Annotated in this window: 29 protein-coding genes; 9 read left to right on the top strand and 20 right to left on the bottom strand. The window is 69.0% G+C overall.

What is annotated here, in order from left to right; translation table 11 throughout:
- Positions 1-3: 3 nt before the first annotated feature.
- Together EVU97_RS00320 and sigE are read right to left on the bottom strand one after the other, a co-directional pair.
- Positions 4-588 (bottom strand): hypothetical protein, encoded by a 585-nt coding sequence (locus EVU97_RS00320; protein ID WP_047310306.1) that lies wholly within the window; start codon positions 586-588, stop codon positions 4-6.
- Complete coding sequence (gene sigE, locus EVU97_RS00315; RefSeq protein ID WP_082128595.1) at positions 585-1,277, bottom strand: RNA polymerase sigma factor SigE; 693 nt, start codon at positions 1,275-1,277, stop codon at positions 585-587. The genes EVU97_RS00320 and sigE overlap by 4 nt, the downstream gene beginning before the upstream one ends.
- 204 nt (positions 1,278-1,481) lie before the next feature.
- Between sigE and EVU97_RS00310 the strand changes: the two genes are divergently transcribed.
- Positions 1,482-2,114: an O-methyltransferase gene (locus EVU97_RS00310; protein WP_047310307.1), complete on the top strand. Its 633-nt coding sequence runs from the start codon at positions 1,482-1,484 to the stop codon at positions 2,112-2,114.
- 89 nt (positions 2,115-2,203) lie between these two features.
- Here EVU97_RS00310 and EVU97_RS00305 read toward each other — a convergent pair whose 3' ends face one another.
- Positions 2,204-2,371: a DUF3117 domain-containing protein gene (locus tag EVU97_RS00305; protein WP_082128596.1), complete on the bottom strand. Its 168-nt coding sequence runs from the start codon at positions 2,369-2,371 to the stop codon at positions 2,204-2,206.
- A 231-nt stretch (positions 2,372-2,602) separates the two neighbouring features.
- Here EVU97_RS00305 and EVU97_RS00300 point away from each other — a divergent pair, with 231 nt between their 5' ends.
- A complete protein-coding gene (locus tag EVU97_RS00300; RefSeq protein WP_047310308.1) occupies positions 2,603-3,400 on the top strand; it encodes an enoyl-CoA hydratase/isomerase family protein in 798 nt (265 codons plus the stop codon).
- Between the two features lie 72 nt (positions 3,401-3,472).
- Here the strand turns inward: EVU97_RS00300 and EVU97_RS00295 are convergent, their stop codons facing one another.
- From EVU97_RS00295 to EVU97_RS00285, 3 genes are read right to left on the bottom strand one after another with little or no spacing between them, the layout of a single operon-like run.
- Positions 3,473-4,063 (bottom strand): DNA-3-methyladenine glycosylase I, encoded by a 591-nt coding sequence (locus EVU97_RS00295; protein ID WP_129662568.1) that lies wholly within the window; start codon positions 4,061-4,063, stop codon positions 3,473-3,475.
- On the bottom strand, positions 4,050-4,454 hold the full coding sequence (locus EVU97_RS00290; protein ID WP_129662566.1) for a DivIVA domain-containing protein: 405 nt from the start codon (positions 4,452-4,454) through the stop codon (positions 4,050-4,052). The genes EVU97_RS00295 and EVU97_RS00290 overlap by 14 nt, the downstream gene beginning before the upstream one ends.
- Complete coding sequence (locus EVU97_RS00285; RefSeq protein ID WP_240730073.1) at positions 4,451-5,245, bottom strand: TIGR00730 family Rossman fold protein; 795 nt, start codon at positions 5,243-5,245, stop codon at positions 4,451-4,453. The genes EVU97_RS00290 and EVU97_RS00285 overlap by 4 nt, the downstream gene beginning before the upstream one ends.
- A gap of 213 nt (positions 5,246-5,458) precedes the next feature.
- Between EVU97_RS00285 and EVU97_RS00280 the strand changes: the two genes are divergently transcribed.
- Entirely contained in the window at positions 5,459-6,088 is a 630-nt protein-coding gene (locus tag EVU97_RS00280; protein WP_129662564.1) for a TetR family transcriptional regulator, read from the top strand.
- 90 nt (positions 6,089-6,178) lie between these two features.
- On the opposite strand, the gene EVU97_RS00275 is transcribed toward EVU97_RS00280, so the two are convergent.
- The 4 genes from EVU97_RS00275 to dapE form a co-directional block, all read right to left on the bottom strand.
- Positions 6,179-6,760 carry a cysteine hydrolase family protein gene (locus tag EVU97_RS00275; RefSeq protein ID WP_255417449.1) on the bottom strand — a complete coding sequence of 194 codons (582 nt, stop codon included), beginning with the start codon at positions 6,758-6,760 and terminating at the stop codon, positions 6,179-6,181.
- 241 nt (positions 6,761-7,001) lie between these two features.
- Positions 7,002-7,361 (bottom strand): DUF202 domain-containing protein, encoded by a 360-nt coding sequence (locus EVU97_RS00270; RefSeq protein WP_165357817.1) that lies wholly within the window; start codon positions 7,359-7,361, stop codon positions 7,002-7,004.
- On the bottom strand, positions 7,358-7,741 hold the full coding sequence (locus tag EVU97_RS00265; RefSeq protein ID WP_240730072.1) for a YidH family protein: 384 nt from the start codon (positions 7,739-7,741) through the stop codon (positions 7,358-7,360). The genes EVU97_RS00270 and EVU97_RS00265 overlap by 4 nt, the downstream gene beginning before the upstream one ends.
- A 23-nt stretch (positions 7,742-7,764) precedes the next feature.
- Complete coding sequence (gene dapE, locus EVU97_RS00260) at positions 7,765-8,835, bottom strand: succinyl-diaminopimelate desuccinylase (protein WP_129662558.1); 1,071 nt, start codon at positions 8,833-8,835, stop codon at positions 7,765-7,767.
- Between the two features lie 71 nt (positions 8,836-8,906).
- On the opposite strand from dapE, the gene dapD reads away from it, so the two are divergent.
- The gene (gene dapD / locus EVU97_RS00255) at positions 8,907-9,836 is read left to right on the top strand and encodes a 2,3,4,5-tetrahydropyridine-2,6-dicarboxylate N-succinyltransferase (RefSeq protein ID WP_129662556.1); all 930 of its coding nucleotides are present in this window, start codon (positions 8,907-8,909) and stop codon (positions 9,834-9,836) included.
- Positions 9,837-9,988: 152 nt separating this feature from the next.
- Positions 9,989-10,195 (top strand): hypothetical protein, encoded by a 207-nt coding sequence (locus EVU97_RS00250; RefSeq protein ID WP_129662554.1) that lies wholly within the window; start codon positions 9,989-9,991, stop codon positions 10,193-10,195.
- 71 nt (positions 10,196-10,266) lie between these two features.
- Here the strand turns inward: EVU97_RS00250 and EVU97_RS00245 are convergent, their stop codons facing one another.
- From EVU97_RS00245 to fdxA, 3 genes are all read right to left on the bottom strand, one after another.
- On the bottom strand, positions 10,267-11,529 hold the full coding sequence (locus EVU97_RS00245; RefSeq protein WP_129662551.1) for a citrate synthase: 1,263 nt from the start codon (positions 11,527-11,529) through the stop codon (positions 10,267-10,269).
- Positions 11,530-11,650: 121 nt separating this feature from the next.
- Positions 11,651-12,766, bottom strand: a complete 1,116-nt coding sequence (gene dapC, locus EVU97_RS00240) for a succinyldiaminopimelate transaminase (RefSeq protein ID WP_129662548.1) — start codon at positions 12,764-12,766, stop codon at positions 11,651-11,653.
- 140 nt (positions 12,767-12,906) lie between these two features.
- Positions 12,907-13,230 carry a ferredoxin gene (gene fdxA, locus EVU97_RS00235; protein WP_047310317.1) on the bottom strand — a complete coding sequence of 108 codons (324 nt, stop codon included), beginning with the start codon at positions 13,228-13,230 and terminating at the stop codon, positions 12,907-12,909.
- 119 nt (positions 13,231-13,349) lie between these two features.
- On the opposite strand from fdxA, the gene EVU97_RS00230 reads away from it, so the two are divergent.
- From EVU97_RS00230 to EVU97_RS00215, 4 genes are read left to right on the top strand one after another with little or no spacing between them, the layout of a single operon-like run.
- Positions 13,350-14,417: a GNAT family N-acetyltransferase gene (locus tag EVU97_RS00230; RefSeq protein WP_129662545.1), complete on the top strand. Its 1,068-nt coding sequence runs from the start codon at positions 13,350-13,352 to the stop codon at positions 14,415-14,417.
- A gap of 31 nt (positions 14,418-14,448) precedes the next feature.
- Positions 14,449-15,231 carry a LamB/YcsF family protein gene (locus EVU97_RS00225; RefSeq protein ID WP_118912179.1) on the top strand — a complete coding sequence of 261 codons (783 nt, stop codon included), beginning with the start codon at positions 14,449-14,451 and terminating at the stop codon, positions 15,229-15,231.
- Positions 15,228-15,854 (top strand): allophanate hydrolase subunit 1, encoded by a 627-nt coding sequence (locus EVU97_RS00220; RefSeq protein WP_205744827.1) that lies wholly within the window; start codon positions 15,228-15,230, stop codon positions 15,852-15,854. Before EVU97_RS00225 ends, EVU97_RS00220 begins: the two co-directional genes overlap by 4 nt.
- Positions 15,851-16,717, top strand: coding sequence for a biotin-dependent carboxyltransferase family protein (locus EVU97_RS00215; protein WP_129662543.1), 867 nt, complete (start codon positions 15,851-15,853; stop codon positions 16,715-16,717). Before EVU97_RS00220 ends, EVU97_RS00215 begins: the two co-directional genes overlap by 4 nt.
- Before the next feature lie 39 nt (positions 16,718-16,756).
- Here the strand turns inward: EVU97_RS00215 and EVU97_RS00210 are convergent, their stop codons facing one another.
- From EVU97_RS00210 to EVU97_RS00185, 7 genes are all read right to left on the bottom strand, one after another.
- Positions 16,757-17,242: a hypothetical protein gene (locus EVU97_RS00210; RefSeq protein WP_129662541.1), complete on the bottom strand. Its 486-nt coding sequence runs from the start codon at positions 17,240-17,242 to the stop codon at positions 16,757-16,759.
- Positions 17,243-17,365: 123 nt separating this feature from the next.
- Positions 17,366-18,214 carry a hypothetical protein gene (locus EVU97_RS00205; RefSeq protein ID WP_129662538.1) on the bottom strand — a complete coding sequence of 283 codons (849 nt, stop codon included), beginning with the start codon at positions 18,212-18,214 and terminating at the stop codon, positions 17,366-17,368.
- A gap of 12 nt (positions 18,215-18,226) precedes the next feature.
- A complete protein-coding gene (locus EVU97_RS15350) occupies positions 18,227-18,355 on the bottom strand; it encodes a hypothetical protein (RefSeq protein ID WP_255417445.1) in 129 nt (42 codons plus the stop codon).
- A gap of 138 nt (positions 18,356-18,493) precedes the next feature.
- The gene (locus tag EVU97_RS00200; RefSeq protein WP_129663181.1) at positions 18,494-21,406 is read right to left on the bottom strand and encodes an FAD-binding and (Fe-S)-binding domain-containing protein; all 2,913 of its coding nucleotides are present in this window, start codon (positions 21,404-21,406) and stop codon (positions 18,494-18,496) included.
- Between the two features lie 81 nt (positions 21,407-21,487).
- Positions 21,488-23,206 (bottom strand): VanW family protein, encoded by a 1,719-nt coding sequence (locus EVU97_RS00195; protein WP_165357816.1) that lies wholly within the window; start codon positions 23,204-23,206, stop codon positions 21,488-21,490.
- A 108-nt stretch (positions 23,207-23,314) separates the two neighbouring features.
- Complete coding sequence (locus EVU97_RS00190; RefSeq protein ID WP_129662533.1) at positions 23,315-23,818, bottom strand: flavin reductase family protein; 504 nt, start codon at positions 23,816-23,818, stop codon at positions 23,315-23,317.
- Positions 23,815-24,762, bottom strand: coding sequence for a PIG-L family deacetylase (locus EVU97_RS00185; protein ID WP_129662530.1), 948 nt, complete (start codon positions 24,760-24,762; stop codon positions 23,815-23,817). The genes EVU97_RS00190 and EVU97_RS00185 overlap by 4 nt, the downstream gene beginning before the upstream one ends.
- Positions 24,763-24,801 lie beyond the last annotated feature (39 nt).

Raw genomic sequence — 24,801 nt, 5'->3', positions numbered from 1 at the left:
CGATCATGGTGCCATTCTGCCTGATCGCTCGTCGTTCGCCTGAATCAGGACGACGGACCAGGCGCTGCGGGCAACCGATCGTGGCCCTTCGCCGCGCACCTCGGGCGCGTCGAAGTGGTCGGTGGTCTGGGCGTTGGACGCCATGGTGGGGGCGCCGGGTGCCGTGCTGCGCGGGTGGGCGGCGCTGCTCATGACGATGGCGCCGCAGGCTGCCGCGAGCGCGACCATGCCGAGAACCGGGCGTCGGGAAGATCGGTTGTACTGCGCGGGGGCGTCCGGGGAGAGGAGGTGGACCCGCTCCTCTTTCGCCGGGGAATGCACGGCGGCCTCGCCACGAGGTGTGTCGTACGACGGATCACGTGTGTCGAGCGCAACGAGCCCTGCGACGAGGCGAGCGTGACGTCCGGGGTCGAGGGGCACTCGGCGCACCTGCAGGACGATGGCACGTTCGGCTTCGACGCTCTGGCGGCAGCCCTCGCAGCTGATGATGTGCCGTGCGGCGAGGTGGGAGCTCGTCTCGTCGAGTTGGCCGTCGACGTAGGCGTCGACGAACTCTCCGAGGTGGCCCTCCCTGTAGCGGCGCGTCACGACATCCCCAGGGCTGTGCGGGGCCCTCCGAGCCCGTCGGTGGCTGCGCGCACGACGACATCTCCGGCGCGTCGGCGCTCCTCGCGGGCCGCAGGCGAACGGTGCGCGAGCGATTCACGCAGTGCGGCGCGCCCGCGGTGGATGCGGGAGCGCACGGTGCCGAGCTTGAGTCCGAGGGTGGCCGCGATCTCCTCGTAGGAGAGCCCCTCGATGTCGCACAGGACGACAGCGGCACGAAAGTCGGGCGCGAGGGCGTCGAGCGCGCGCTGCACGTCGTCGTCGAACTCGGCGTCGAGTACGACCTGCTCGGGGCCTCGGGCCGTGGAGGGCAGGCGCGTGTCGGCATCGTCGGCGAGCGCGTCGAAGCGGATGCGCTGCTTTCGACGCATGCGGTCGAGGAAGAGGTTCGTCGTGATGCGGTGCAGCCAGCCCTCGAAGGTTCCCGGCCGGTAGGAGCTCAGGGAGTTGAACACGCGGACGAAGACGTCGTGCGTGAGGTCCTCGGCGTCGTGAACATTGCCCGTGAGGCGGTAGGCCAGGCGGTAGACGCGCGGGCTGTGCTCGGTGACGATCTCCTCCCACGTCGGCGGAGCCCAGCCTTCGGGTGCCCGTTCGGGCACGACGACGCGCGAGCGGGTGTTGACTGGGTGAACCGGGTCGCTGACCGTGTCCGGCACCTGGCTTCTCATCTCATGTCCTCCCCGGTCGAACGAGTCGACACCGCATGGTTTCTGTACTCATCCTGACCGGGCCGTCTGTGCGTGGCCTGAGCGTCGCCCAGGCCCCTCTTCGACGGTTTCAACGCGAACGGCTACCCGTTCGTTCCCTCCGCAGCCGATCGATGTGCTCCGACGGTTCGCGGGCGAGACTTGCTTCCAAATAGAATCAACGTCATGACGAGCTTCAAACCGGCCAGCTGGGCGTATGCCGAGGACTTCGCGTATGAACCGGCCCACATCGAGGCTGCGCGCCAACAGGGCGAGCACCTCGGCGCGACGCCGGTGAGCCCCGCCGCGGGAGCGGCCCTTCGCATGCTCGCTGCGACGACGGGCGCACGCACCGTCGTCGAGGTGGGCACGGGCGCCGGCTGCTCGGGGCTGTGGCTGCTCGAGGGCATGCCGAGCGACGGGGTCCTGACGACGATCGACGTGAGTCTCGAACACCAGCGCGCAGCCCGCGCGGCCTACCAGCGCGCGGGTCACGCCCCGCAGCGCACCCGCATCATCTCGGGTAGTGCGCTCACGGTGCTGCCACGTCTGGCCGATCGCGCGTACGACCTCGTGCTCGTCGACGGGGAGAAGGACGAGTACCCGGCCTACGTCGAACAGGCGTTGCGCCTCGTACGCCCGTGGGGCGTGGTCGTGCTCGACAACATGCTGTGGCACGACCGCGTGGCAGACCCCGCGGTACGCGACGAGACGACGATGACCCTGCGCGCGCTGGCCAAGACGCTCCGTGAGGACGACGACCTCATGACGACGCTGCTGCCTGTGGGCGACGGCCTCCTCGTGTGCGTCAGGCGCTGATCAGCCGACGACTCAGCTCGAACACACGAAGAAGGCGCTCGCCCCGTCGCGGGGTGAGCGCCTTCTTCGTGGTTCGCGATCAGCGTGCGTCAGCCGACGCAGCCCTTGATCGCGTCACCGAGGGCCTTCGCCTCGTCAGCGTTCATTTCGACGACGAGACGGCCGCCGCCCTCGAGAGGCATACGCAGCAGGATGCTGCGACCCTCCTTGGTGACCTCGAGCGGACCGTCGCCGGTCCGAGGCTTCATGGCTGCCATGGGTGACCCCTTTCAGGTGCACGCGCGGGCGCGTGCCGTTCTCGATCGCGCTCCGCCGTCCACCGGGTGTTCCACGAGGGATCACCGACGGGCCCACCGGGTGTGACGGGCCGTGTCGCGCGTGCGCGACGGGGCTTGTTGCTACTAGTATGACGCGCTTTTTCGGCCAGACGAAATCGCGGAGTGGCGCGCGTCACCATTCGTCGGGGTGGATGCGATTGAATTGGGGGCATGACTTCTGAAGCTCCCGTCCTCTACGACGTCTCGAATTCGGTCGCAACCATCACCCTGAACCGCCCCAAGGCACTGAATTCGCTCACCACGGAGGCGCGCGTCGAACTGCTCGACGCGCTGCGTCGAGCCGCCTCCGACGAGTCGGCGCGCGTCGTCGTCCTCACCGGCGAGGGGCGCGGCTTCTGCGTCGGACAGGATCTACGCGAACACGCCGAACAACTCGCCAGTGGGGGCAGCGGGAGCACCCTGTCGACCGTTGCCGAGCACTACAACCCGATCGCGCGGGAGATCGCACGGATGCCGAAGCCGGTCGTCGCCCGGCTCAACGGCGTCACCGCTGGGGCCGGCCTATCGATCGCCATGCTGGCCGACTTCCGCGTCGCCGTGGAATCAGCCACTTTCACCACGGCCTTCGCCGGCATCGGGTTGAGCTGTGACACGGGTGCGAGCTGGTCCCTGCAACGCCTCGTCGGCCCTGCGCACGCCCGTGAGCTCCTCTTCGACGCAACACCCATCAAGGCCGATCGCGCCCTTGAGCTGGGCCTCGTCAACACGGTGGTGGCCGACGACCAGTTGGACGCGACGGTTGATGCTCTCGTCGCCCGTCTCGCGGCAGGCCCGACGGCGGCCTACGCCGCGATGCGCGAAGCGCTCATGTTCGCCTCGACCCACTCCCTCGACGAGTCGCTCGACTTCGAGGAGCCGCGCATGATGGCGACGGGTGCCACCGAGGACCACAGCCGCGCCGTGACCTCGTTCCTGGCCAAGGAGAAGCCGACCTTCGAGGGCCGCTGACGCAACGTCGCCGAACGGTGACGAGCCGGGGTGGCGAGGAACGCCCTGACCACCCCGGCTCTCTCGGAAGGGCTAGGTCGTTCGCTTCCCCGCGATCTCGTCGCCCGCAGCACAGCCGACCGCGTGGTCGTTGACGAACCCGCAGGCCTGGAAGAGCGAATAGCAGGTCGTCGGGCCCACGTGCGCGAAGCCGTGACGCTTGAGCGCTTTCGACAGGGCGGTGGACTCGCTCGAGAACCCCACGACCTCGTCCGGCGTGCCGGGACGCGAGTGTTCGACGGGCGCGTGTTCCTCGACGAGCCGTTCGAGGCCAACCGTGTCACGCAGCCGCACGACGGCACGCGCGTTCGTCAGGGTCGCATCGATCTTGCGCCGATTACGGACGATGGCGGCATCGCCCATGAGCCGTGCGACATCGGCGTCACCGAAGCCGGCGACGGTGTCCGGGTCGAAGTCACGAAAGGCCGCCCGGAACGCCTCGCGCTTGCGAAGGATCGTCAGCCAGGACAGCCCGGACTGGAAAGCCTCGAGCATGAGGCGTTCGAACAGCTCGCGCTCACCGCGCACCCGTCGGCCCCACTCGCTGTCGTGATAGCGCAGGTAGTCGGGCGCACTCGTCACCCAACCGCATCGCGCGATGCCGTCGGGCTCATGCGTCAGCATCGTCGCCTTCGCCGCGGCGGCGACGGAACTGCACGACGTCCGCGGCGCGGTCAGCGCGCTCCGGCTCGACGCGTCCGGCGCCGAAACGCGACACCGGCACCCTCTCGCCGCGCGGTTCGTCGTGCTCGCTCCGCTCCAACCGGGCCTCCAGGTCGTGGATCTCGTCGAAGAGCCGGTCGAGCACGGCGTCGACCTGCGCCATGTTGTAGCCGCGCAGCGACTGGTCGAGGCGCACGGCATCGACTCCCGCCGAGCCGAGCTTGCCCTTCGGCAGGTCGAATGCCGACGTCTCCGTGGGCGAACTCATGGTGTCGGCCCCCACGCGCCCGACGACGACGGCGACCACGCCACCGATGACGAGTACGAGCACGACGATGAGCAAGATCATCATGAGGTGGCCTCCTGGTCGTTCGACTGCTGGGCGCGAACCTTTGCGACGTCCTCCGGGTCGGCTTCCAGAGCAGCTGCGTGCGCTTCACGGATGAAGGCGAGCGCCTCGTCAGCCCTGTCGACGATGCGCAGACGCTCGACGTCGGCAGCAGCGATCATGCCGCGCGAAAGAAGCGTCTCGCGCATCCAGCCGCGCAGAGGCTCCCAGAAGTCGGCGCCGACGAGCACGATCGGGTAGTGGTTAACCTTCTGTGTCTGCACGAGGGTGAGCGCCTCGAACATCTCGTCGAGCGTGCCCACGCCGCCGGGCAGCACGACCGCGCCCTGCGTGTACTTGACGAATACCGTCTTGCGCACGAAGAAGTAGCGGAAGTTCATGCCGGTCGTGACGTACGGGTTGAGGCCGGTCTCGAACGGCAGCTCGATGCCGAGCCCGACGGAGACACCGCCCGCCTCCCGCGCCCCCTTGTTCGCCGCCTCCATCGCACCCGGACCGCCACCTGTGACGACGGCGAAGCCCTCCTCGACGAGGGCGCGACCCACGTCGACTCCGACCTGGTAGGCGGGATCGTCGGTGGCCACACGCGCAGAACCGAAGACGCTGATGGCCGGGCCGAGTTCGGCGAGCGCCGAGAAACCGCGGATGAACTCCGACTGGATGCGCATGGCTCGCCAGCGCGTGGCGACGAGCTCGCGCCAGCCGAAGAGTCCCCGATCGGCGCGCGTCACCCGCGTGTAGGGATTGTCGTCGAGCAGGTCGACGTCGGCTTGCTGCCGCTCTGGTGCGCTCACGGAAGACAGCTTCTCAGAAACGATGGGGCCGGGCACGTCCTGCCCCTCACCGAGGACGTACGGCGTGCCGCGCCCCCGCCACAGGGTGGGGCGACGTCGTCGCGTCGCGTTCGCCACAACCCGCAGTGCAGGTCCAACTGTTACGTTGCTGCGAAGAATGTTGCGGCGCACCACCGTGCGACGCCCAGGGGTGGGAAGGCACAGGGCACGAGCATGGCGTGGGACACCGAGAAGACGAAGAGTCGCATCCTCGAAGCAGCCCTGCTCGAGTTCTCCGAGAAGGGTCCGGCCGGCACGACGATCGACAACGTCGCCCGGCGCTCCGGCGTGAACAAGGAGCGGATCTACCACTACTTCGGCAACAAACAGGCCCTGTTCGGCGTCGTGCTCGACGGGGAACTGCGCAAGATCTCCGAGGCCGTGCCCGTCTCGGCCACGGGGCGACTCGACATCGACGCCTACATCGGCGACCTGTTCGACTATCACCGCGAGCATCCGCACCTCAACCGTCTCGTCCTGTGGGAGGGGTTGACCTACAACGGAACCATCCTCGACGAGTCGCGCCGGCGCGAGTACTACGCCGCGCGCGTCTCGGCGGTGCGTTCCGGGCAGGAGAACGGTGAGATCGCCACGAACGTCGACGCCGACGTCCTCGCGTTCCTCCTGCTGTCGTTGGCCGGCTGGTGGTCGTCCGTTCCGCAGATCGCGCACATGATGAGCGCCGACCCGGACGACGTCGACCTCGACACCCGCCGACGCAACGTCATCGAGGCGGCCAAGAACCTGCTCGGTCAGTGCGACGTCGCGGGCGCCCGAGGCGATGTGGACTCACACGGCTTCTGACGCGGCCGGTCGAACACGAGCACGGGCGAGGTCGAACCGCCGAAAGGTTCGACCTCGCCCTTCGTCGTTCGGGTGAGCTCGCTCGCGTGGTCAGCGCTTCGCGAGGTCCGCCACCACCTCGGCAACGGTCGCGACGCCACCGATCGAGGGGATGTCGTGGCCGAGCGAGGCACGCTGACGTTCGGGGTCACCGTCGACGACGGCGTCGGAGACGACCGTGACGGTGAAGCCCTCGTCGAACGCGCTGCGCGCGCTCGCCTCGACGCCCGCGCCCATGGCGATGCCGGTGAACACGACCTGCGTCACGCCCTCGGCGCGCAGCTTCTCCGCGAGGTCGGTGCGGGAGAAGGCACTGATGGTGCGCGGCTTGTCGATGTGAAGGTCACCCTCGCGGGCAGGCAGCCGCCCATCGAGGTCGGCGAACCACTCGGGCAGTTCGTCGTCCTCGGGAATCGGGCGCTCGACGCGCCCCGGCGGCAGGCCGGTGGCGTGCACCCAGACGACGGGCAGCCCCGCCGCGTGGAAGGCGTCGGCGAGCGTTACGTTCGCCTCGACGAGCTGATCGGCGACCTCCTTGGGCGGCATCGCAAGGATGCCCTTCTGGACGTCGACGACGACGAGGGCGGTGCGGGAATCGAGAGGTAGTACGGGTGTTCTTCCTTCCGTACGGATATGAGTGAGCGCCGACGCTCACGCTGGGCGGAGCGTCCTGCCGAGACCAACGACGGACGAGTCCTTCTTCATGCAGCAGCGGGTTGTCGGCCGGCGCGAACGCTGCCGATGATGACGGCGAGGACGGGCTTGGACATGAGGTGGTCTCCTGGATTTAATTCCAACGATTCAGTTGGAAGTTTCGTCACGCCGAACCAGCCGCGCAAAACCACGAATTTGCAGGCGCCGAGTCGGAGTCCGCTCAGCCGCGCAGGAGGAGAACGATCTCTCCGAGGCCGAGCACGACGACGACGGCGCTCAGCCCGATGACGCTCTTGAGCGCGGGCTCGCGCCGCTCGCCCAACAGCCGCCGGGTGGCGTTGCGATAACGCAGGCGGGCCGTCGCGGACAGGACGAGCGCCGCAGCCGCGCAGAAGCTCGTCAGAACGAGCGCGGCCACGCCGTAATCAGGGACGAAGCGCAGTTGGAAGAGCCCCGCCACGAACAGGGCGAGGCACGTTCGTCCCCAGGCGAGGGTGGTGCGCTCGGGCTGCAGCCCCGGATCGGCGTGCCGCCGCTCGGCGGACCCGGGACGACGCCTCGCCGGGTGCAGATCGGTCACCGGTTCAGCGTCGCGATCATGAGCACGGTCACGATCGACGCCACAGCGCCCGTGCCGCACAGGAGCGGAACGAGCAACGGCACCGGCAGGGGCCGCCCGGTTCGCATGCTTCGTTCGACGCTCAGCCATCGAGCGCCCGCCATGACGGAGATGACGAGGCCGGTGAGGACGACCAGCACAGCAACGACGCGTCGCCACACCTCGGGCATGAAGTCGTTCGTGAAGGCCTCGACAGCCACGCCGCCCGCGACGAAGGCGAGCGCGGTGCGCATCCACGCGAGGAAGGTGCGCTCGTTGGCCAGGGTGAAGCGCGGGTCGGGTTCCTCACCGTCCGGCAGGAGACGACGCGCCAGTGGTGACCGTCCGTCGGGTTCGCTCACAGCGTCCTCCCGCACCCGATCGCTCAGGCGAGCCAGCCGGTGAGCGCCTCGAGGGCGTCGACGATCTGGTCCTCGGGGCACCATTCGTCGTCCATGTGGGCGACGTTCGGGTCGCCGGGGCCGAAGTTGACCGCGGGCACGCCGACGGCCGAGAAGCGGGCCACGTCGGTCCACCCCTCCTTGGCCACGACGGGCAGATCGAGCGCCTCGACGAAGGCCTTCGCGGCGGGGCGGTCGAGTCCGGGGCGCGCTCCCCCGGCGAGGTCGTCGCACTCGAGGTCGAAGCCGTCGAAGAAGGCGGTGACGTAGGCGAGCGCCTCGTCGGCGCTCTTGTCCGGGGCGAAGCGGTAGTTGACCGTCACGGTGCAGGCGTCCGGGATGACGTTGCCCGCGATGCCACCGGAGATGTTCACCGCGTTGAGGCCCTCGTGGTAGTCGAGGCCGTCGACGTTCACCGTCTGCGGTTCGTACTCGCGCAGGCGGTTCAGGATGTCGGCCGCTTTGTGGATGGCGTTGTCACCCTTCCACGGGCGCGCCGAGTGCGCAGCGAGGCCCTTGGTGCGCACGTGGACGCGCAGCGTGCCCTTGCAGCCGCCCTCGATGCCGCCGTTCGTCGGTTCGAGCAGGACGGCGAAGGCCGCGCCCTCGAGCAGGTCGGGACGGGTGCGCGCGATGCGCCCGAGACCGTTGTACTGGTCCTCGATCTCCTCACCCTCGTAGAACACGAAGGTGATGTCGCGGTTCGGTGCGACGAGGTCGTGCGCGAGCTTGAGCTGGATGGCGACCCCGCCCTTCATGTCGGTCGTGCCCCGACCCCACAGCTTGCCGTTCACGCGCTTGACGGGCAGGTTCGCCGGCTCGCTCGTGAGCGGCACGGTGTCGATGTGCCCCGCCAGAACGATGCGCTCGTCACGCCCCAGGTTCGTGCGCGCCACGAGCGAGTTGCCGTCCCGCACGACCTCGAGGTGATCGAGCTTCGCGAGCTCCGTCTCGATGGCGTCGGCGAGCGCCGCTTCGTTCAACGAGACCGACTCGATGTTGCACAGCGATTCGGTGAGCGTGACGACGTCCTGCGTGAGATCGAGAGAAGCCATGCGCCCACCCTAAGTGCTCGGCTCCCGAAACGACCTGCCCGCAGCGGGGGCCGGTCGCTAGGCTCGGGCGCATGACTGACGCACGTACCGCTTGGGGCTTCGGCCTCGCCACCGTGACCGATGACGACACCACCCTCGACACGTGGTACCCCGCCCCAGCGCTGGGCGAACCCGACGAGGACGCCGGCGCCCCGGCGGAGCTCCTCGTCCTCGAGGGCAAGGACGCCGACCGCGGCGTGACCCTGCGTGTCGTGCGCACCGTCGTCGACCTCGACGCCTCCCCGCGCGACGCCTCGGACGCCTACCTGCGCCTGCACCTGCTCAGCCACCGCCTCGTCGCGCCGAACACGATCAACCTCGACGGCCTCTTCGGCGCCCTCGCCAACGTCGTCTGGACGAACTTCGGCCCCTGCGCCGTCGAGGGCTTCGAGATGACGCGCGCCCGACTGCGCCAGCGCGGGCAGGTCTCGGTCTACGGCATCGACAAGTTCCCCCGCATGACCGACTACGTCACCCCGAGCGGCGTGCGCATCGCCGACGCCGACCGCGCCCGCCTGGGCGCGCACCTGGCCGAGGGCACCACCGTCATGCACGAGGGCTTCGTCAACTTCAACGCCGGCACGCTCGGGCACTCGATGGTCGAGGGGCGCATCAGCCAGGGCGTCGTCGTCGGCAACGGGTCCGACATCGGCGGCGGCGCCTCGATCATGGGCACTCTCTCCGGCGGCGGCACGCAGCGGGTGTCGCTCGGCGAGCGCTGCCTCCTCGGCGCGGAGGCCGGCCTCGGCATCGCGCTCGGTGACGACTGCGTCGTCGAGGCGGGCCTCTACATCACCGCAGGCACGAAGGTGACGATGCCCGACGGCAGCGTGAAGAAGGCCGTCGAACTCTCCGGCGGCAACAACATGCTGTTCATCCGCAACTCCGCCACGGGCGCCGTCGAGTGCCGTGCGCGTGCGGGCAAGGGCATCGAGCTCAACGCCGATCTGCACGCCAACTGACGCCACGGCTCGTTCCGCTCGGCCCTCCCCGCCACACGGCGGGGAGGGCCGAGCGTCGTTCACAGCGAAATTGCAGGCATCGCAAGGGGTGTCCGGGCGCCCCACCGCGTGTCATAGAGAGCCCACCAACCCCGGCACCGGAAGGACGCGCCATGACGACCTCACACGACTCGAGGATTCCCGAGCGCCCGGACCCGGTTCGTACCCACGGCCTCCAAGCCGAGACAGCCCCCGGCCTCCAGTTCGCCTCTCAGCTCAACGGTGAGCGTCGCAGCAACCGGATAGTGGCCTGGCTCCTGCTCGTGGCGGTTCTCGCTCCCGTTCTTCTCATCGTCCTCGGCTGGATCGGCCTGTTCTGAGGCAACCCACGACCACGCGAAGCGGCCCGCCACCCCTCGAGGGGTGGCGGGCCGCTTCGGCAACTCGGCGATCAGGCCGGGTAGCTGCGCTCGGTGGCGCCGGTGTAGACCTGACGCGGTCGGCCGATCTTCTTGGCCGGGTCCTGGTTCTGCTCACGCCACTGCGCGATCCAACCGGGCATACGGCCGATGGCGAACAGGACGGTGAACATGTCCGTCGGGAAGCCCATCGACTTGTAGATGAGGCCGGTGTAGAAGTCGACGTTGGGGTAGAGCTTGCGCTGGACGAAGTAGTCGTCCTTGAGCGCGGTCTCCTCGAGGCCCATGGCGAGTTCGAGCTGCTCGTCCTTGCCGTTCTTCTCGAGGATCGTGTGCGTCGTCTTCTTGACGATGGCCGCACGCGGGTCGTAGCTCTTGTAGACGCGGTGACCGAAGCCCATGAGCTTCACGCCGTCGACCTTGTTCTTGACCTTGTCCATGAAGGACTCTGCCGTGTCGCCCGTCGACTGGATTGTCTCGAGCATCTCGAGGACGGCCGAGTTGGCGCCGCCGTGCAGCGGACCCGAGAGGGCGCCGATGCCTGCGGTGATCGACTGGAAGAGGTCGGCCTCCGAGGAGCCCACCATGCGCACCGTCGAGGCGGAGCAGTTCTGCTCGTGGTCGGCGTGCAGGACGAGGAGCATGGCCAGTGCGTCGACCGTCTCCTTGTCCTCCTTCTTGCCGAACATCATGTGCATGAAGTTCTCGACGTACTCGAGCGACGGGTCGGGAGCGATGAAGCTCTCGCCGATCGACTTTCGGTACGCGTAGGCCGCGAGCGTCGGGATGGCGCCGAGGAGAGCGGCCGAGGCCCTCTCGATAGCGGCCTCGTCCTTGATCGACAGCGAGTCGGCGTAGTAGGTGCCGAGCGCCGGGACGACCGAGGAGAGGATGTGCATCGGGTGCGCGCCCTCGGGGAAGGCGTCGAAGATCTTCTCGAGGCCCTCGGGAAGCACGGACGCTTCGCGCACGGCTTCCTTGAGGGTGGAAAGGCGCTCCTGGGACGGCAGTTCACCGTCGAACAGCAGAGCGGCGACCTCGAGGAAGGTGGCGTGCTCGGCCAGTTCGTCGATCGGGTAGCCGCGGTAACGCAGGATGCCCTCGTCACCGTCGATGTAGGTGATGGCGGACTTGCACGCCGCCGTGTTGACGAAGCCGACGTCAAGCGTGACGTTGCCGGTCTCCTTCATGAGGGACGAGATGTCGTAACCACTGCAGCCCTCGACCGCGGGCACGAGCGGGAACTCGAGTTCCTTGCCGTCGGCCGAGAACGTGGCGTTGCCCTGTGAAGTCATTCGGTTGTTCCTCCTTGCGGACCGGCAGGGTTGTACCGGAGTAGCGAGCACGACGTTACCCGAGAATTTCCCCTGCTTTTAATCCGCTACTCGTACGTAGTCGGAAATCGTTGACGGACTGTCAAAGTGTTGTGAGGCGCGTCACAGCCGCCTGGATGCGCTCGTCGGTCGCGGTGAGCGCGATGCGCACGTGCGCCTCCCCGGCGCGGCCGTAGAAGTCGCCGGGCGCGACGATAATGCCGAGTTCGGCGAGGTCGGCGACCGACTCGCGACACGGGCGGCCCTGGGTGGCCCAGAGGTACAGCCCGGCGTCGGAGTGATCGATGCGCCAGCCCGCCTTCTCGAGCGCGGGACGCAGCATCGCGCGACGCGCGGCGTAAACCTTCTTCTGCGCGGCCACGTGCTCGTCGTCCCCGACGGCCACCTCGAGAACCCGCTGCACCGGACGGGGCACGATCATGCCCGCGTGCTTGCGCACCTCGACGAGGCGTCCGACGATCGCCGGGTCCCCGGCGACGAAGCTCGCCCGGTAACCGGCGAGGTTCGACTGCTTGCTCAGGGAGTAGACCGAGAGCAGGCCCGAGTGGTCACCACCGCACACGCGGTCGTCGAGGATGCTCGGCGCTGTGAGGTTGCCGGGGCTGCCGGCACCTTCGCGCCAGTCGAGCTCGGCGTAGCACTCGTCGCTGGCGACGATGACGCCCCGCTCACGCGCCCACGAGACGACCTTGGCGAGGTGTTCGACGGGCAGCACCTGCCCGGTCGGGTTGCCGGGGCTGTTGAGCCACAGCAGCTTCGGCACCTCGGGGCCGAACTCGGTGAGGTTGCGCATCGGGCGCGGCGTTGCGCCGGCGAGGCGCGCACCGACGTCGTACGTCGGGTAGGCCACCTCGGGGAAGGCGACGACGTCGCCGGGGCCCAGACCGAGCAACGTCGGCAGCCAGGCGACGAGCTCCTTCGAACCGATCGTCGGCAGGACGCCGTCCGGGTTGACGCCGGTTGCGTTGCGCCGGCGCGCATACCAGCCCGCGATGGCCTCGCGCAGGGGCGGCGTGCCCCAGACCTGGGGGTAGCCGTGCGCGTCGGCGGCCTCCGCCAACGCCTCCTGGAGGACGCGGGGCGTGGGGTCCACGGGCGTGCCGACGCTGAGGTCGACGATGCCGTCGGGGTGCTCCTGGGCCTTCGCCTTGGCCGCAGCCAAGGAATCCCAGGGGAAATCGGGGAGATGGAGCGCCATGCGTCCATCCTCTCACCGGGTGCGACGCGGGATTCGCACTGTCCACGCATCCGGGTGACCACGCTCTCGGGAATACGCGAAGCCCGCCGCCCCACACGGGACGACGGGCAGCACGTCGGTCACGACGAAGAGGCTTCGCCTCACTCCTCGTTCTGCGGAGGCAGCTCCGCGATGATCGGGTGGTCCTTCTTGATGACGCCCATCTTGGCGGCGCCACCGGGCGAACCGAGGTCGTCGAAGAACTCGACGTTCGCCTTGTAGTAGTCGGCCCACTCCTCGGGGGTGTCATCCTCGTAGTAGATGGCCTCGACCGGGCAGACCGGCTCGCAGGCACCACAGTCGACGCACTCGTCAGGGTGGATGTAGAGCGAACGCTCACCTTCGTAGATGCAGTCGACCGGGCACTCTTCGATGCAGGCCTTGTCCTTGACATCGACACAGGGCTGGGCGATGACGTAGGTCACGAATAGCTCCTCGCTGATCGTCGTGCGTTGCGCTTTCGACTGCGGAAGCAAAAGCGAACGTTATGCATTTCAGAACATTACGTTACCAACGTTCCGAGTCCCACTCCTAGTATGCCGATGTGAGCAACTCCCCTGGAAATCGGCCCGACCCCACGTCCGCGCTGCGGGAGGGCACCCGCGTCATGGTGCGCCGCCGGTTGAGCGACGCCGAGAGGGGCTCCGCCGCCGGGACGCCGGGCGCCGGGCACACCCTCACCGACGTCGTCGGCACCCTCGTGCGTCGCGATGTTTCGACGCTCGTCGTCGAACCGCGGCGCGGGCCGGACGTCGAGATCGCGGTGTCGGATGTCGTGGCCGCCAAGGAGATTCCGCCGTCGCCCGGGCGGCGAGGCCGCCCACACCGGGCCGTCACGGTGAGCGACCTCGAGGAACTCATGGTGGACGGCTGGCGCCCGCTCGAGGTCGAACGCCGTGGGCGCTGGCTGCTTCGAGCCGGCGAGGGCTACACGCGGCGGGCCAACTCGTGCCTCGTTCTCGGGCCCACCGAGCGGGAAACCGTGACGGCGCTCGACGACATCATCACCTGGTACCGCGAACGAGGCTTGCCGCCCCTGCTCCAGGTACCGCTCGCACCGGGCTTCGGACCGCAGGACGACGACTTCGTCCGTGAGGTCACGGCCCTGGCGTGGCAGGTGACCTCCCCGACGCTCGTCATGACGGCGGCGAGCGCCGAGGTGAGCGACCGAGACACCGAGCCTTCGGCGAGGTCACTGGACATCGAGGTCGACGCGGACATCACGCCCGAGTGGTGGCAACTCGCCGACGAGCGCGCCCGCTCGCACGACGCCGTGGCACGACGGATCCTCACCGGCTCGCCGAATCAGGCCTTCGTCACAGTGCGCGAGGAAGGCGTGACGGTGGCGCACGGGCGCATGGCCCTCGCTCAGGGTTGGGGCGGGTTGTTCGAGGTTGCCGTCACGCCCGAGCGGCGCCGACGCGGTCTCGCGCGAGCCCTCGTCGGGCGGTGTGCCGACGAAGCGGCTCGCCGCGGTGCGCGCTCGCTCTACCTTCAGGTCGGTGCCGAAAGCACGCCTGCCGTTGCGCTCTACAAGAGCCTTGGGTTCACGGTGCACCACACCTACGTCTACCTTCGCGCGCCCGAACCGGCGAGCCCGCGAACCGCTTGACGCGCCCGTGCGAGTCGACGATTCTGCCTGCATGTCTGCCGACGCGCGCACCATCGACCTAAATGCCGACATGGGCGAATCCTTCGGGGCCTGGACGATGGGCGACGACGCGGCCCTCCTCGATGTCGTCTCCTCGGCGAACGTCGCCTGCGGCTTTCACGCCGGCGACCCCCTCGTCCTCGCCCGCACGTGTGGCGCAGCGGCCGAGCGGGGCGTCACGATCGGCGCGCACGTCGCCTACCGCGACCTCGCCGGCTTCGGGCGCACCTTCGTCGACGTCGAACCCGCCCGCCTCGAGGCCGAGGTGCTCTACCAGCTCGCCGCCATCGACGGCGTCGCCCGCGCGCACGGCACGAGCGTCGGTTACGTGAAACCCCACGGGGCGCTCTACAACGCCATCGTCCACCACGAAGCGCAGGCCGAGGCCGTCGTCCGAGCCGTCGAGCGGTTCAACGCGGCCGCGCGGCAGCCGCTCGCGATCCTGGGGTTGCCCGGTGGCGTCGTGCTCGACCTCGCCGAGTCCCGCGGTATCCGCGCCGTGCGTGAGGCCTTCGCCGACCGCGCCTACACCGCCGAAGGAACCCTCGTCCCGCGGCGCGAACCCGGCGCCGTCCTCCACGACCCCGCCCTCGTCGCCGAGCGCATGCTCTCGCTCGTGACGACCGGCGAGGTCGAAGCCATCGACGGTTCGCGGGTGCGCGTCGACGCCGAGTCCATCTGCGTCCACGGCGATTCGCCCGGTGCCGTGGACATGGCGGTACGCGTCAAGGAGTCGCTCACCGGAGCCGGCGCGGCGATCGCGGCGTTCGTGTGACGTTCGAGCTGCGCCCGGTCGGGGAGCGTGCCTTCCTCATCGACCTCACCGATGCCCAAGAACGTCGCAGGGTCGACGCGGCTCTGCGCCGCACGTCGATCGACGGCGTCGTCGAGCAGGTTGCGGCAGCGACGACCGTGCTCGTGCGCTGCACCGATCCGGACGCCGTGGCCGGAGTGGCAGCGGCTGTGCGGGCGCTCGACCTGACCGAAGAAGCTCATGGCAACGAAGCGACGAGCGACGTCGTCGAGCTCAGGGTGCGCTACGACGGCGAGGATCTCGACTGGGTGGCAGAGCACCTGGGCATCGACGCCGACGAGGTCGTGTCGCGCCACACCGGCCAGCTCTGGACGGTCGAATTCGCAGGGTTCATGCCGGGGTTCGGTTACCTCATCGGCTCTGACGGCGGTCTCACCGTTCCCCGCCGCGAGTCACCTCGAACCCGGATTCCTGCCGGTTCGGTTGCGCTCGCCGGCGACTTCACCGGCCTCTACCCCCGCTCCTCCCCCGGTGGCTGGCAGCTCATCGGAATGAGCGACGTCGACCTGTGGAACGCGGATCGCACGCCGCCGGCCCTGCTCGTACCAGGCACGCGGGTGCGGTTTGTCGAGGAGGACCGATGAGCCTCGTCGTGAAGGCGCTCGGGCCGCTGGCCCTCGTCGAGGATCTCGGACGCCCCGGGTATGGCCACCTCGGGGTGTGTCCCTCCGGCGCGGCCGATCGAGCGAGCCACCGACTGGCGAACGCCCTCATCGGCAATGCAGAGGATGCGGCCACCCTCGAGGTGCTTCTCGGGGGTCTGCGCGCGAGCGTGACGACCGATGCCGTCATCGCGCTCACCGGAGCGCCCGCGGCAGTGAACGTGGCCGGGCGTCCTGTCGCCTTCGGCGAGGCCGTGCACGTGCGGGCGGGTGACGACATCGCCGTCGGTGCGCCGACGCACGGCCTGCGTACCTACCTCGCCGTTCGCGGTGGCTTTGCGGTGGCGCCGGTGCTCGGATCGCGTTCGAGCGACCCGACGACAGGCCTGGGGCCCGCCCCGGTGACGGCCGGCGACGAACTGCCGTTCGGCGACGACACCGCAGGCGACGTACCGGGCGTCGATGCCGGCACCGCGTTCGTGCGCTCCGGTGACCTGTTGCTCCGCGCGGTGTGGGGGCCACGTGACGACTGGTTCACCGACGAAGCTCGCGCCGCGTTCACGGCGAAGGCGTGGGAGGTGAGCGCCGAGGGTGATCGAGTCGGCGTCAGGTTGCTGGGGTCAGCTCTGGAGCGGTCGCGCGTTGGCGAGTTGGCGAGCGAAGGACTCGTGCGCGGAGCGATCCAGGTACCCGCGAACGGTCAGCCGATCGTGTTTCTCGCCGACCACCCCACGACGGGCGGCTACCCCGTCATCGCCGTGATCCGCGACGAGGACGTCGACCATCTCGCTCAGGCTCGGCCCGGCACCCGCGTGCGCTTCGTCTGCGAGCGCCGAACGCTCTGACCGAGCCTGGCCGAGTGACCGCGGAGGTCGGAGGTTCCCTCAGCGACGGTGCGTGAGGCGACGTGCGGCGAGGGCGACCCCGACGCCGATCACCACGCCCACCCCGGCGCGCAAGAGGTGCGCGCCCGTCGTGAGGTCGTCGGCCACGAGGTTGGTGTGCCTCGGCCCACCCACGAGACCGACGAGAGCCGCGACGAGGGCTCCGCTCAGGAGGAGAACGGCGGGCGCCAGCATGAGCGCCGCGAGAATCGTGGCGCGCGAATCGAACCCGGCAACCCGCGCACCGCCCGTCCAGGACTTGGCCACCTGCCAGTGCGCGGCGAGGAGCGCGAGCGCGGGCACGAGGCTCCACAGCGCGGCGCTACGGTTCCACCCGGTGAGCAGACCGACGGGCTCGACGACCCAGACGGCAACGGCACCGAGCGTCGCAGCGACGCCCATTCCAGCGGCGAGGACGAGCAGGTCGCGCCCGAACTCCTCGGTGAACGACGCCTCGTGCTCCTGCGTGGCTTCCCACATGGCCATGACCAACCCCCTGCAGTTGTTCGCTCGGCGTTCGCCGACCGCCTTCAACCCCTAGGACGCAGGGACGCCCCGTTCGGTTGCAACCGATCTGCATCGCGTGGGAACTGCTGCGCGGGGCTCGAGTCAGCCGGCGTGAAGCTGCGTGACGTCGGTGCGAGCACCACCTCGCACGAACCGCGGCAGGACGAGCGACAGCAGCGCCGGAAGCAGCGCCGCGTAGTCGCCGGATCCGCCGTCCCCACCGCCCGCGGTGGGAAGCGCGACGAAGGCGACGATCTCGGAGAGCAGCCCCATGTTGAGGCCGAACGCTGCGAGGCCGTAGGCGAAGAAGGCAACGGCGCGCGTACCGAAACCGAGGGGATGTCCCCGCAGCGCCAACACACACCCGATCGCCGAGACGAGAAGGAGGGCAGTGGCGATCAGGCCGATGACAACCCGCTGGCCTGACGCTCCAGCGCTCCCGCTTCCACTGACGGTGGACAGCGCGACGTAGCGGTTGACGAGGGCCAGGGCGATCGCAATGACAACCGCCGCGACGGCGCTGCTCCACCCGAACCACGTCGGCAGTTCGTGCACCTGGCCGACGCCGCGGAGCACTGGGTTGCCGGCGTGAGGCACCGCCGAGGAGCTCGGCGCCAGGGGGGCACTCTCGACGGCACTGTGCGGGGCCAGCAGGGTCTGCGACCGCCGGTCGGCATGCCGCTCGATCGCCCCGAGGCCGGCCACGAAACCGCCCGCGAGGGCAAGGTTGAAGCAGGTGAGGACGAGTGCGAGCCAGGCGCCATCGGGGCCGGCCAGGCCGAAGTCGTGGCCCTGCTCGCCGCCGAACGCACTGACGAGGAACCAGATCGCCGCCACGATGACGAGGACGAACGGGATCGTGGCGAAGGCACGGCCGAGATCGCCCACGCGCGAGGTCCACAGTCGCAACACGCACACGAGCGCTACGACGCCCGTGCCGACGCAAGTCACGACCGTGAGCGTCTAACCGAGGGCCGACGGGCCGTCGAACCCGTTGTTCGTGGCGAAGATCGCGACGAACCCGAACCAAGCCATGAAGAAGCTGACGACGGCCGCGAGCAGCACCGCGGGGATCGACGTACCGCGCCTCACGACGACCGCCCCGGCTCACTGCGGAGCGCAGGCACCCTCGATTCGGTGGCCGTGCAATGCGTCATCGGTTGCCCCTTCGCTCGCGGGTTCACCGTAGACGCGTGGCAGGGGCACGCGGCGCGAACGCGCCGAACTGCCCTACTGCTTGCTCTGGGCGCGATCGAGCAGCTGCGCCAGGTGGATGCCCCGACGCTCCGTGAGGTCCGCGATCTGGGTTCGGCACGAGAACCCATCGGCGAGCACATCGGCGTCGGGACGGGCATCCATGGCCGGGAGCAACTGCTGTTCGGCGACCTTGACGGAGACCTCGTAGTGCCCCTGTTCGACGCCGAAGTTGCCGGCGAGCCCGCAGCACCCGCCGAGCTGCTGGAGGTTCGCGCCGGCGTCCTTGAGCAGCTTCGCGTCGGGCGACCAGCCCATGACGCCGTGGTGGTGGCAGTGCGGCTGGGCGACGACATCGGTGCCGCTCAGGTCGGGCGCGGTCCACGCGTCGTCCCCCGCGAGGAACTCCGCGAGCGTCGAGGTCGAGCGCGCGACGAGGGCAGCGTCCTCGTCTCCGGGCAACAGTTCGGCGGAGTCGCCCCGCAGCACGGCTGTGCACGAAGGCTCGAGTCCGATGACGGGCACGTGGCGGCGCGCGACCGGCGCGAGATCGCCCACGAGTCCGCGAAGTTGCTTCTTGGCCCCGTCGAGCTGGCCGGTGGAGATCCACGTCAGGCCGCAACATCCCGCGCGCTCGACGATGTAGGGCTCCCATCCCGCACGACGCAGCACGCGCACGGCGGCCTGGCCGACCTCGGGCGAGAAGTGATCGGTGAAGGTGTCGACCATGATGACGACGGCGTTCTCGCTCACCGAGCCCGCGCGGTCGGCATCCTCGAAGAAGCTCACATCGTGCGTGCGGCACCAGTCGCGGAACGACTCACGCGCCATCGCCGGAACGCTGCGGCGCGGGTCGACGCCGGCCACCTTCTTGAGCACCGGCACCTTCTGCGTCGTGGCCAGCGCGAGGTTGAACAGCCCCGTCGCGCGACGGCCCAGGCGAACCCACCGCGGCAGCTGACCGAGCGCATAGTGCGAGCGCGGCCGCACGCGCCCCTTGTACGTCTGGTGCAACACCTCGGACTTGAACGCCGGCATGTCGATACCGGTCGGACAATCAGAGGTGCAGCCCTTGCACGACAGACACAGGTCGAGCGCGTCGTGCACCTCCTTCGACTTCCAGCCGTCGCGCACGAAACCGCCGTCGAGGCCGCCGTTCACCATCTCCTGCAGGAGGCGGGCGCGGCCGCGCGTCGAGTCCTTCTCGTCGCCGGTGGCGGCGTAGCTCGGGCACATGACGTTCGTGGTACCGAGCGTGCTGGCGCGACACTTTCCGACACCGGTGCACCGGTGGACGGCCTTCGCGAAGTCGCCGCCGTCGTGGGCGTAGGCAAGAGCCAGGTTCCTCGTCAGGGGCGCGACGTGTGCCATCCGGACGTCGGCCGCAGCAGGGTTGGGGTCGACGAGAACACCGGGGTTGAGCAGGTTCGTCGGGTCGAAGATCTCCTTGACGCCGGCGAACAGCCCGAGTGCCTCCGGCGAGTACATCGAAGCGAGGTACTCGCTGCGGGCCCGCCCGTCACCGTGCTCGCCGGACATCGAACCGCCGTAGCGAGCTACGAGTTTCGCCGACTCACCGAGGAACTCGTGCAGCACATCGGTGCCGCCGGGGGCGCCGAGGGGGAAGTCGATGCGGATGTGCAGGCACCCGTCACCGAAGTGACCGTAGGGCAGGCCGGAGAGGTTGTAGCCGGCCATGAGTTCGTCGAAGTCACGCAGGTACGCGCCCAGCTTCTCCGGCGGGACGGCGGCGTCCTCCCAACCCGGCCACGCGGGCAGATCCTTGGGCGAGCGCCCGGCCAGGCCGGCGCCGTCCTCGCGCACCTTCCACAGGGCCGTCGACTCGGCGACATCGGTGACGACGCGTCCGTCGAGAGCATTGCAGCCGACGAGGCAGGCCTCAGCGCGCGCCATGACCTCGGCGTGGTCGTCACCCGCGATCTCGACGAGCAGCCACCCCGAGCCCTTCGGCAGCGCGGGCACGGCCTGCGCGCCGCGGCGAGCGATGAGCACGTCGACCAAGCGACGATCCATCCCCTCACACGCGATGGGGTCGAAGGCGCGCACGAGCGGTGCCGCGTCGCCGGCACTCGCCATGTCCTCGTAGCCGAGGGCGACGAGGACGCGGTGCGTCGGGTCGGTGACAAGACGCACCGTCGCCTCCGTGAGCACGCCGAGGGTACCCTCGGTGCCCGCCATGAAGCGGGTGACGTCGAAGCCGCGCTCGGGCAAAAGCGTCTCCATGGCGTAGCCGGAGACCTGGCGGTCGAAGCGACCGAACTCCTGACGGACCGTGGCGAGGTTGCCGCCGACGAGGGCGTCGAGCCGCTCGAGGTAGGGATGAGTCGACGTCAGCTGATCGCGCGGCGCACCATGGTCGAGGCGCAGCAACTCCCCTGCGGCCGTGGCCATCTCCATGCCGAGGAGGTTGTCGCTCGTCTTGCCGTACGCCAGCGCGCGCGAGCCGCACGCGTTGTTGCCGATCATGCCGCCGATCGTGCACCGGGTGTGCGACGACGGGTCCGGCCCGAATCGCACGCCGTGCGGCACGACGGCCTTCTGCAGGCTCTGGTGCACGACGCCCGCCTCGACGACGGCCCGGCCTGCTGCGACATCGACGTCGAGCACCTTGTTCATGTGCTTGCTGAAGTCGAGCACGATGCCCGGGCCCACGGCGTTGCCCGCACAGGACGTACCGGCGCCGCGGGGCGTGATCGGCACCCCGAGCATGCGTGCGACGGCGAGAGTCTCCAGCACGTCGTCGGTGTTGCGCGGACGCACGATCGCCCGCGGCAGCACGCGGTAGAGGCTTGCATCGCTCGAGTAGGCGGCGCGGTCCGTACCGTCGACGAGAACGTCGCCCACCTCGTGGTGCCGCAGTTCGTGCGCGATGGTTTCGACATCGATCGTCGCGGCGTGAGCGGTCACTTCGGCGGCAGGCTTCGGCATCGTGGTCACGTCGCCATTGTCCCCGAGCACGCTCGTGGACGCGTCACCCTGTCACGAGTCAAGACGTCGCCTGCGCGCGTCTCAGTTCTGACACGTGATGATGTCGTCCGGCTTGTACTTCGTGTGGATCTTCTCCGTACGCACGGTCGTCGAGCCCGACTTCAGTTCTCGGTAGACGTCGACGTCGAAGCCCGGAACACCGCCACCGACCGTGTTCTCACAACCCTTGACGTTCTTGACCGTGCGGTGCTTGGGCGGCTGAATGTTGTACTTGCCGCTCGTGCGGGTGGCCACGTCGTACTTCTTCGTGCCGTAGAAGTCCATGACGACCTTGTTCGACTCGACGTGGGCCTTGATGAGAATGGGCTTGCCGGTGTCGTTCGTCCACTTGTTGTCGATACCGGGGTTCCAGATCGTCGCTTCGCGACCCATCGGGTAGCGCGAGATGTACACGGCGTGCGCCGTGTGCTCATCGAGCTGGACCCCGGCGAAGAACGCCGTGTTGTACATCGTCGTCGAGACCTGCGAGACGCCGCCACCCATGCCGTCGAGGTGCAGCCCACCCTGCAGCGTGCCCGCCTCGACGTAGCCGGCTTCCTTCGTGAACTCGTACCCGAGCGCGCGCAGCAGGCTGAACTGCTCGCCCGGCTGGACAACGATGCCGTTGAGGCGGTTGATGGCCGTCGTGATGTTGTGAATGCGAGCCTGCTGGCTGGGGCCCGTGGGGAACGGCGACTCGAAGTGAGCCATGGAGGTGCTGGGCAGTGCCTCGACGTTGACGTCCTTGGCCATGACCGCCGGCTTCTGCTCCTTCATGGCGAGCGTGGCCTTGTGATCGCCCACGAGGGCGTCACCGACGATCTTGGCGACCTTCGACTCGTCGATCTCCTTACCCGAGCGACCCTCGACAACGGACGGCTGACCGTCCTTCCAGACGACCTTGGCGTCGACTGCCGGAACGCGCATCTTGTCGCCGCGCGAGAGAACCGTCGTCAGCAGAGCCTTGGTGTCGACCTTGATCGCCGGCTTGCCGTCGGCCCCGGTCGTGGAGGAGATGACGTCGGAGACCTGAGCCGGCGTCAGGGTGACGCTCTGTCCGTTGGCACTGACCTCCAGCGGGGCAGACATCGCCTTCTTGGCGTCGCCCTCCGCGAAAGCCTGCACGGCGTTGTCCGAGGCGTCGGAGTTCTTCTCGACGAGCTCGGTCGTGTAGTCCGTCTTCTTCGGCCAGCCGTTCGCGATGTCGTCGGCGACCTTCTTCTCGTCGACGCCGTGGCCCGGTGCCCCGTCGACGATGGACACCTTGCCACCGATGAACTTGACGCGTCCCTGCTTCGGAGCACCGTCGATCTTCGACTCCGCAGCCTTCTTGACCAAGGTCGTCAGGGCGGTTTTGTCGACGGAGTACACCGGCTCGATCTTCTCGCCTCCGCCGTTGATCTGATCGAGCAGTCGGCCCGGGGAGAGGCTGAACTCGGTGACGCCGTCGAGGGTCTTCTCGGCGTCGGGCTTCCACGCGGATGCCGGCACCAGGTCGAAGGACTGATCGCCGGCCGTGACGTTCGCCTTCGTCGAGGCGTTCGGGTGCTTGAGCGTGAGGACCTGGCGGGTGGCCTGTTCGGACGTCATGCCACCGATGCTCTTACCCGCGACGGTCGTGCCCTCGGGGATGGCGTCCTTGTAGTGGTAGCACGCGCCGACGTAGGCGGCCGCGGCGAGAGCGACGACACCGACGCCACTGCCGATGAGCAGGCCCTTCTTCCCTCGGCGCGCAGATGCGTTCCGTGCGTCGTCGCTCACTGAAACCCCTTGAATACCGTTCGTTGTGTGAACACCCATTGCAACACGAGTTCGAGGCTGCGGCGTGCACTCTGACGCTCGACGCGCCGCCGTTCACCCGAACGAGTGTCATACGAGGCGACCGAAGGCCCCGCGGTAGTACGTGAGGGCATCGCCGGGGTCGTCGCCGATCGCCAGCGACAGCACCTCACCGACGACGAGCGTGTGGTCGCCGGCGTCGAGCGTGCTGGTCGTGCGGCACTCGAACTCTGCCAGCGCACCGTCGAGGAGGGCGACATCTGTGACCTCGCCGCGGTGGTGCGGGACGCGGTCGAGCTGCCCGTGCAGAGGGCGGCCACGCGTCGACAACCAACTCGCGGTCTTCTGAGCGTCCGCACCGAGCAGGGACACACCCCATTCGCCGCACTCCATGACGGCATCCCAGAAGCGCGCCTCGCGCTCGACGCTGATGAGCATGAGGACGGGCTCGAGCGAGACACTCGTCAGGGAGTTGACCGTCATGGCGTGATCAAGACCGCCGGCCTTCGTCGTGACGACGCTGACGCCCGTGGCGAATCGCCCGATGGCCTTGCGGTAGTGGTCCGGGTCGACCGGTTCGTGGTGGGTGCTCATCGCGTCACCAGGGGCGCTCGGTGGCCGTTGGTTCCCGGCCCGGCGTGCTCGCCGGGAGCCGCGGCACCGACACGTGCACGCGCTTCGGCGTCATAGCGGGCGTACCCCTCACGTCCGGAAAGTCGCGCAGCGATGTCGTTGGACAGGGCGTACACCTCGTCGGCGACAGTGACCTGCGTGCGGTGGGCTCTAAGCGCCCGGATCTGCGCTGTGACGGCCTGCTCGTCGACGACGGCGTGCGTCACCTCGGCGTCCTCCGCGACGGACGGCGGGAACGGGTCGTCGGCCGAGGGCACGAGGAAGCCTGTCTCCTCGAGGAACTGCGGGGAGCACATCGCGTGCAGCCAGGCCCGGTCCTCGACGGCCCACGAGCGCGGCGTCAGCGTGATGAACAACTGCGGCTGTGTTCGCGACGCCGCGACGGCGGCGACGGTGACGTCGTGGGTGCGGATGTGATCGGGGTGGCCGTAGCCGCCCTGCTCGTCGTAGGTGACGACGACGTCCGGGGCGAGCGCATCGACGTAGGCCGCAACATCGGCCGCCACGGCGTCGATGTCACAGCTCGCGAAGGCGCGCGGGTGCGCGGCGGACGGCGTGCCGGCCATGCCGGAGTCGCGGAACGCAGGCGCCGACTCGCGCCCGCTGAGGCGACGGAACTCCTCGTCGCCGAGGACGACCGACGAGGTGACGGCCATGGCCTCCATCGCGGCGCGCAACTCGTCGCGGCGCACCTCGGCCAGCGGGTCGGCTGCGTCAGGATCACGCGCCTCGCCTGCGGGAAGTTCGAGGTGCTTGAGGTCGTCGGGGATGACCTCGCCCTCCTCCCCGAGCGTGCACGTGAGCACGTGCACCTCGTCGCCTGCGGCGACATGATGGGCCAACGCGACGCCCGTCCACAGCGATTCGTCGTCGGGATGTGCGTGAACGAAGAGCAGACGGGCCATGAGGTCAACCTTCGTACGGGATCGATCGAAACGCAAAGC

This window comes from Dermacoccus sp. 147Ba (assembly GCF_004151355.1).
In the GTDB taxonomy this organism is placed as follows: domain Bacteria; phylum Actinomycetota; class Actinomycetes; order Actinomycetales; family Dermatophilaceae; genus Dermacoccus; species Dermacoccus abyssi.
This window is presented reverse-complemented; position numbering and strand designations above follow the sequence as displayed.

Bases quoted from the DNA above. Each gene is read 5' to 3' on its own strand.
- EVU97_RS00210 (WP_129662541.1), bottom strand. From the start codon at position 17,242: ATGGCCATGTGGGAAGCCACGCAGGAGCACGAGGCGTCGTTCACCGAG.
- EVU97_RS00215 (WP_129662543.1), top strand. From the start codon at position 15,851: ATGAGCCTCGTCGTGAAGGCGCTCGGGCCGCTGGCCCTCGTCGAGGAT.
- EVU97_RS00305 (WP_082128596.1), bottom strand. From the start codon at position 2,371: ATGGCAGCCATGAAGCCTCGGACCGGCGACGGTCCGCTCGAGGTCACC.
- EVU97_RS00245 (WP_129662551.1), bottom strand. From the start codon at position 11,529: ATGACTTCACAGGGCAACGCCACGTTCTCGGCCGACGGCAAGGAACTC.
- EVU97_RS00185 (WP_129662530.1), bottom strand. From the start codon at position 24,762: ATGGCCCGTCTGCTCTTCGTTCACGCACATCCCGACGACGAATCGCTG.
- EVU97_RS00280 (WP_129662564.1), top strand. From the start codon at position 5,459: ATGGCGTGGGACACCGAGAAGACGAAGAGTCGCATCCTCGAAGCAGCC.
- EVU97_RS00310 (WP_047310307.1), top strand. From the start codon at position 1,482: ATGACGAGCTTCAAACCGGCCAGCTGGGCGTATGCCGAGGACTTCGCG.
- EVU97_RS00290 (WP_129662566.1), bottom strand. From the start codon at position 4,454: ATGATGATCTTGCTCATCGTCGTGCTCGTACTCGTCATCGGTGGCGTG.
- EVU97_RS00225 (WP_118912179.1), top strand. From the start codon at position 14,449: ATGTCTGCCGACGCGCGCACCATCGACCTAAATGCCGACATGGGCGAA.
- EVU97_RS00295 (WP_129662568.1), bottom strand. From the start codon at position 4,063: ATGCTGACGCATGAGCCCGACGGCATCGCGCGATGCGGTTGGGTGACG.
- sigE (WP_082128595.1), bottom strand. From the start codon at position 1,277: ATGAGAAGCCAGGTGCCGGACACGGTCAGCGACCCGGTTCACCCAGTC.
- EVU97_RS00190 (WP_129662533.1), bottom strand. From the start codon at position 23,818: ATGAGCACCCACCACGAACCGGTCGACCCGGACCACTACCGCAAGGCC.
- dapD (WP_129662556.1), top strand. From the start codon at position 8,907: ATGACTGACGCACGTACCGCTTGGGGCTTCGGCCTCGCCACCGTGACC.
- EVU97_RS00250 (WP_129662554.1), top strand. From the start codon at position 9,989: ATGACGACCTCACACGACTCGAGGATTCCCGAGCGCCCGGACCCGGTT.
- EVU97_RS00200 (WP_129663181.1), bottom strand. From the start codon at position 21,406: ATGCCGAAGCCTGCCGCCGAAGTGACCGCTCACGCCGCGACGATCGAT.
- dapC (WP_129662548.1), bottom strand. From the start codon at position 12,766: ATGGCGCTCCATCTCCCCGATTTCCCCTGGGATTCCTTGGCTGCGGCC.
- dapE (WP_129662558.1), bottom strand. From the start codon at position 8,835: ATGGCTTCTCTCGATCTCACGCAGGACGTCGTCACGCTCACCGAATCG.
- EVU97_RS00300 (WP_047310308.1), top strand. From the start codon at position 2,603: ATGACTTCTGAAGCTCCCGTCCTCTACGACGTCTCGAATTCGGTCGCA.